The sequence below is a fragment of the Mycolicibacterium vulneris genome, from assembly GCF_002104765.1.
GTDB classification, from domain to species: domain Bacteria; phylum Actinomycetota; class Actinomycetes; order Mycobacteriales; family Mycobacteriaceae; genus Mycobacterium; species Mycobacterium vulneris.
On sequence record NZ_NCXM01000026.1, the window covers coordinates 92,564 to 99,129 of the forward strand.

Sequence of the window (6,566 nt, forward strand, 5' to 3'; positions counted from 1 at the left end):
CACCGATCAAGCCACACTGCCCGTTGGTCTTTCCTAGCCTACCGGTCAACCCCGACGTTCCCGCGGTTAACCGGCACCTAGCTGGTGAGTTGTTCCACCAGTTCGGCGGCGCTGTCCACCGAGTCCAGCAGCGCCCCGACGTGCGCCTTGCTGCCGCGCAGCGGCTCCAGCGTCGGAATGCGGACCAGCGAGTCACCACCGAGATCGAAAATCACCGAGTCCCAGCTGGCCGCGGCGATGTCGGCGCCGAACCTGCGCAGGCATTCGCCGCGGAAGTACGCGCGGGTGTCCGTCGGCGGTTTGTCCACCGCCTCGAGCACCTGGTGTTCGGTCACCAGGCGCTTCATCGAGCCACGCGCGACGAGGCGGTTGTACAGGCCCTTGTCCAGCCGGACGTCGGAATACTGCAGGTCCACCAGATGCAGCCGCGGTGCAGACCAGCTCAGGTTTTCGCGCTGCCGGAATCCTTCGAGCAGGCGCAGCTTGGCCGGCCAGTCCAAGATTTCGGCGCACTCCATCGGGTCGCGCTCGAGCTGGTCGAGCACGTGCGCCCAGGTTTCGACGATGTCGGATGCGCGCGGGTCGGGGTCGCGGCTGTCGACCAGTTTGGCCACCCGATCGAGGTAAACCCGTTGCAGCGCAAGGGCGGTCAGCTCGCGACCGTCGGCCAGGGCCACGGCGGTCCGCAGCGAGGGATCGCGGCTGATCGCGTGGACCGCATGCACCGGCCGCGCCAGCGCCAGGTCGCTCAGGTCGATGCCGTGCGCCGCGCCCTCTTCGATCAGGTCCAGCACCAGCGCGGTGGTGCCCAGCTTCAGATACGTCGACGTCTCGGCGAGGTTGGCGTCGCCGATGATGACGTGCAGCCGCCGATACCGGTCGGCGTCGGCGTGCGGTTCGTCGCGGGTGTTGATGATGCCGCGCTTGAGCGTGGTCTCGAGGCCGACCTCGACCTCGATGTAGTCCGAGCGCTGGGAGAGCTGAAACCCGGGCTCGTCGCCGGAGGGGCCGATGCCGACCCGTCCGGAACCGGTGACCACCTGCCGGGAGACCAGAAAGGGGGTCAGCCCGGCGATAATTGCCGAGAACGGCGTCTGCCGCGACATCAGATAGTTCTCGTGCGACCCGTAGGAGGCGCCCTTGCCGTCGACGTTGTTCTTGTAGAGCTGCAATTTCGCGGCCCCGGGCACGCTGGCGACGTGGCGGGCGGCGGCCTCCATCACGCGCTCGCCGGCCTTGTCCCAGATCACCGCGTCGAGCGGGTCGGTGCACTCGGGTGCGGAGTATTCGGGGTGCGCGTGGTCGACGTAGAGCCGCGCGCCGTTGGTAAGGATCATGTTGGCCGCGCCGACCTCGTCGGCGTCAACCACCGGGGGTGGGCCGGCCGAGCGGCTCAGGTCGAAGCCGCGGGCATCCCGCAACGGCGATTCCACCTCGTAGTCCCAGCGGGTGCGCTTGGCGCGCTGAATGCCCGCCGCGGCCGCATAAGCCAAAACCGCTTGCGTCGACGTGAGGATCGGGTTGGCCGTCGGGTCCGATGGCGATGAAATGCCGTATTCGACCTCCGTCCCGATGATTCGTTGCATGACCTAAGCGTAGGCCGGGTGACGAAGCGGCCCGTGCGGCGGGGCGCGCAGGAGCCGGCCAATCGGGTCAGGCCGGGTGACGAAGCGGCCCGTGCGGCGGGGCGCGCAGGAGCCGGCCAATCGGGTCCCGCCGGATGACGAAGCGGCCCGTGCGGCGGGGCGCGGCGGGGCCGTTCAGCGAGCCCGCTGATGTCGGCAAAATGCCAGTCCGGCAACCCTTCCGATAAGGCCACCGCCGGCGACTACCGGCCGTAGGGTGAGCCGGCATGGAGCTACTTCGCGGCCGCGCTCCGAGCCGCCAGGCCGAGCCGAGCGCCGCGGCCGAAATCTGGTTTTTGGAGCGCGGTTTGCCGTCGGTACTCACCAGGCGCGCGCGATGGCGGAGGCTCTGGACGCGGTCGGCGCCCATGCTTGCCGCGTACGCGGTGCTGCAGGCCTGCATTTTGGCGGTCTATCTGATCACCGGCGGCCACGATGTCGAGATCAGCGGCGAGCCGACAACCTCGGAATTGGCCGTGCTGGCTCTGCTTGCGCTGGCGCTGCCGTTGATGGCGGTCGTCGGCTGGCTGGTCTCGCGATCGCGAAGCCGCAAGACACGCACCGCGATAACGACGTCGTCGGTGCTGGCCGTGGCGTGCGTGGGAGTCGCCGTGGGCGACGTCGCACAGGAGGCCATCGTCGTCGCCGCCGTGCTGATCCTGACCGGCAGCGGGATCGGATCGGTCCTCGGCTGGGCGATACGGATCATGCTGTCGCACCTTGCGACCGTGGGCGCCTTGGCCGTTCGGGCCCTGCCGGTCGTGCTGCTGACCGCGTTGGTGTTCTTCAACACCTACGTGTGGCTGATGGCCGCGACCATCAGCGGCAACCGGCTGGCACTGGCCATGGCGTTCCTGGTCACCGTCGCCGCGGCGTTCGTCAGCTCGGCCACGCGAGAGCGCGCCGGGCCGATGCTGCAATCGGCGACGGCGCCGCGCGACGAACCCGAAAAACTCGTGGGCACACCGTTCGCCACGTTGCCCAACGCCCCCACCGGCGCAGCCTTGAAGAAGTCGGAGCGCCTCAACGTGGTCTTTGTTCTGGCTGTCTCTCAGCTGGTGCAGATTCTGGTGGTGGCAGTGGTGACCACCGCGATCTACTTGATTCTGGGGCTCATCGTGCTCAGCCCCGAACTACTCAACGAGTGGACCCACACCTACAAGAGCAGCGCGACGGTGCTCGGATTCACGCTGCCGGTGCCCGACTCGCTGATCCACATGACGCTGTTCCTCGGCGCGCTGACGTTCATGTACGTCAGCGCCCGCGCGGCCGGCGACGCGGAATACCGCTCCACGTTCCTCGACCCGCTGATCGACGACCTGGACACGACGTTGGCGGCGCGCAACCGCTACCACGGCGCCGCCGTCTGTCGTGTTGACGGCGCCGACACCAGTGACTAATTTCACCCTGTGTCCGCCCCTGGATCCGACCACGCCGTCGGCAAGCACGCACTCGACCTGTCCGGGAAGCGCTACGGCGAGGTACTCCTCGTAACGCCGGGCGAGGCGGGTCCGCAGGCAACGGGGTACAACAGCTTCCCGCTCAACGACTGTCCTCAAGAGCTGTGGTCGGCGCTGGACGCGCACGCCATCGCCACCGAACACGGGGCGGCCGCGGCCCTGCTCAACGGTCCCCGGTATTGGCTGATGAACTCCATCGAAAAACAAGCCCGGGGGCCGCAGATCACGAAATCCTTTGGCGGGATCGAAATGATCCAGCAGGCGACCGTGCTGCTGTCGTCGATGAACCCGGCGCCGTACGTCCCCAACACCGTCAACCGCCACACGGTCTTCGTCTTCAACGCCGGCCAAGAGGTATACGAACTCATCGATCCCCAAAGCCAGCACTGGATCATGCAGACCTGGAGCCAGGTCGCCGACGCCACCCTGTCGCGCGCGGACCTACCGGGCCTCGGCGATCGTCTCGATCTGCCGGCGGGGTGGGCCTACCAACCGCGCGTGCTCACCGAGGAATTGCGCGTGGACACAACACAGCGGCCGGCCCAGGTGCTGCAGGACAATCTGACCAACAGCTATTCGCTGGTGACCGACTGACCGCCGGCGACGCCGAGATATAAACCACGCACACCCGCCTCGGCGTGTCGTGTGCGTGGTTTATATGTCGCGCTGAAGGTGCCGGGCCCTACAGGTACTGACCCAGGTTGGATTCGGTGTCGATGGCCCGAGATGCGCTCGAGCTCTTGCCGGTGACCAGGGTGCGGATGTAGACGATCCGCTCGCCCTTCTTGCCCGAAATCCGCGCCCAGTCATCGGGGTTGGTGGTGTTGGGCAGGTCCTCGTTCTCGGCGAACTCGTCGACGATCGAGTCCAGCAGGTGCTGGATGCGCAGACCGGGCTGACCGGTCTCCAGGACGGACTTGATCGCGTTCTTCTTCGCGCGGTCGACAACGTTCTGGATCATCGCCCCGGAGTTGAAGTCCTTGAAGTACATGACTTCCTTGTCACCGTTGGCGTAGGTGACCTCCAGGAACCGGTTGTCGTCGATCTCGGCGTACATCCGGTCGACAACCTTTTCGATCATCGCCTTGATGCATGCCGACCGGTCGCCGTCGAACTCGGCCAGGTCGTCGCCGTGCACCGGCAGCGACTCGACCAGGTACTTCGAGAAGATGTCTTGCGCCGCTTCGGCATCCGGCCGCTCGATCTTGATCTTCACGTCCAGACGTCCCGGCCGCAGGATGGCGGGGTCGATCATGTCCTCGCGGTTGGAGGCACCGATCACGATGACGTTCTCGAGTCCCTCCACGCCGTCGATCTCACTGAGCAGCTGAGGAACCACCGTCGTCTCGACGTCCGAGGACACCCCGGTGCCACGGGTGCGGAAGATCGAGTCCATCTCGTCGAAGAACACGATCACCGGTGTGCCTTCCGACGCCTTTTCCCGGGCGCGCTGGAAGATCAGCCGGATGTGCCGCTCGGTCTCGCCGACGAACTTGTTGAGCAGCTCGGGCCCCTTGATGTTCAAGAAGTAGGACTTGGCTTCGCGGGCGTCGTCGCCGCGCACCTCAGCCATCTTCTTGGCCAACGAGTTGGCCACGGCCTTGGCGATCAGCGTCTTACCGCAACCGGGCGGGCCGTAGAGCAGCACACCTTTGGGCGGACGCAGCGCGTACTCGCGGTACAGCTCCTTGTGCAGGAACGGCAGCTCCACGGCGTCGCGGATCTGCTCGATCTGGCGAGTCAGGCCACCGATGTCCAGGTAGCTGACGTCGGGCACCTCTTCCAGCACCAGGTCCTCGACCTCGGCCTTGGGGATGCGCTCGAAGGCGTAACCGGCCTTGGTGTCGACCAACAAGGAGTCGCCGGGCCGCAGCTTGCGCGGCCGGGTGTCGTCGTTGAGCGCGTCGGGATGCCCTTCCGGCAGGTTCTCGGCGACCAGTGGCTCGGCCAGCCACACGATGCGTTCCTCGTCGGCGTGTCCGACGACGAGGGCGCGGTGCCCGTCGGCCAACAGTTCACGCAACGTGGAAATCTCGCCGACCGATTCGTACGTACCGGCCTCGACGACGGTGAGTGCCTCGTTGAGGCGGACCGTCTGACCCTTGCGCAGCAACGGGACTTCGATATTCGGCGAGCACGTCAGCCGCATCTTGCGACCGGAGGTGAACACGTCGACGGTGTCGTCCCCGTGGGTGGCGAGCAGGACGCCGTAACCGCTCGGCGGCTGCCCCAGCCGATCGACTTCCTCACGCAGCGCCAGCAGTTGCTGGCGGGCCTCTTTGAGGGTGTCCATCAACTTGGAGTTCCGCGACGCAAGGGAGTCGATGCGCGCTTCCAACTGATGCACATCGCGCGCGGAGCGGGCGCCGCCATGCGAGCCGGCGGCGTGCTCGAGTTGCTCGCGCAGCATCGCTGCCTCGCGGCGTAGTTGCTCCAACTCGGCCTCGTCGCCGCTGGACATGTCTGATTCGGGGGGGGTTCCGAAAGCGTCAGAACGCTCTGAGCTACCCATCTTGTGCTCCTTTCCCACACCGAATTGGCGCGGCGGATACTTCAAAGCTACCGGCGATTGCCGATTGATGTGCGTAGTCAAATACCCACGAAAAGTTAAGATTTTCGTCACGCTGGTAATCTCGGCCACTAATCGTGATGATCGAAAGGGCCTTGGGAGGTGCCAGAGTGACCGCAAAAAGCCTTACCACAGGCTCGACCCGCGTCGCCGTCGTAGCCCCCGCCGCCGCTGTGACTTCGGTTGCACCCATCGGCCCGACCTTAACGACACCCTTCCTTAGCGAAGCGGCCAGAGCCGCCTAGCCGGCCGACCGACTGGATGCACCGGCCACTGTTAGTAACGCTGAGCGCCGCCACCGCCGCGGCGACAGTTGGGCTCACGGCGTGTTCGTCGCCGCACCCGAAGAGTGATTCGGCGGCCGCCTCTTCGCTGCCGCCGGCCTCCTCGAGCCAGGTTGCTGCGCCGGTCACTGCTCCCCTGCCGCCACCCGAAGCGCTCACCGACGTGCTCGCTCGACTCACCGACCCGAACGTTGCGGGCGCCAGCAAGGTGAATCTGGTGGAAGGCGCGACGCCGGAGAGCGCGGCCACGCTGGACAAGTTCACCAACGCCTTGCGCGACAACGGCTATCTGCCCATGACCTTCAACGCGAACGACATCGCGTGGTCGGACAAGAACCCGTCGAACGTGAAGGCCACCATCGCCGTGCACACCGCTCAGGCCAACAACGCCAACTTCACCTTCCCGATGGAGTTCACCCCCTTCCAGGGCGGTTGGCAGCTGTCGCGGCACACCGCCGAAATGCTGCTGGCCCTGGGGAAGTCGCCGGCGGCTCCGACTTCGGGGGCTCCCGGCCCTCCCCCGGGCGGACCGGGCCCGCCCCCCCCCCGTGGGTGGGGAAAAAAAAGGAGTTCGCCCGCCAATACCTCGCCGGCGAACTCGAAGTCGAATTGACCCCGCAGGGCACCC

5 protein-coding genes are annotated in these 6,566 nt (G+C 66.4%); 3 read left to right on the forward strand and 2 right to left on the reverse strand.

All coding sequences use genetic code 11. The features are described 5' to 3' along the window. Positions 1-77: 77 nt before the first annotated feature. A complete protein-coding gene (dop, locus tag B8W69_RS22200; RefSeq protein WP_085291916.1) occupies positions 78-1,586 on the reverse strand; it encodes a pup deamidase/depupylase in 1,509 nt (502 codons plus the stop codon). A gap of 266 nt (positions 1,587-1,852) precedes the next feature. Between dop and B8W69_RS22205 the strand changes: the two genes are divergently transcribed. Then, complete coding sequence (locus B8W69_RS22205; RefSeq protein WP_085291917.1) at positions 1,853-3,025, forward strand: hypothetical protein; 1,173 nt, start codon at positions 1,853-1,855, stop codon at positions 3,023-3,025. Between the two features lie 9 nt (positions 3,026-3,034). Beyond that, positions 3,035-3,679: a hypothetical protein gene (locus B8W69_RS22210; protein ID WP_085291918.1), complete on the forward strand. Its 645-nt coding sequence runs from the start codon at positions 3,035-3,037 to the stop codon at positions 3,677-3,679. Positions 3,680-3,767: 88 nt separating this feature from the next. On the opposite strand, the gene arc is transcribed toward B8W69_RS22210, so the two are convergent. Further along, positions 3,768-5,597 carry a proteasome ATPase gene (arc, locus tag B8W69_RS22215; protein WP_085291930.1) on the reverse strand — a complete coding sequence of 610 codons (1,830 nt, stop codon included), beginning with the start codon at positions 5,595-5,597 and terminating at the stop codon, positions 3,768-3,770. 318 nt (positions 5,598-5,915) lie between these two features. Here arc and lppK point away from each other — a divergent pair, with 318 nt between their 5' ends. Continuing rightward, a complete protein-coding gene (gene lppK, locus B8W69_RS22220) occupies positions 5,916-6,551 on the forward strand; it encodes a lipoprotein LppK (protein WP_085291919.1) in 636 nt (211 codons plus the stop codon). Positions 6,552-6,566: the final 15 nt, after the last annotated feature.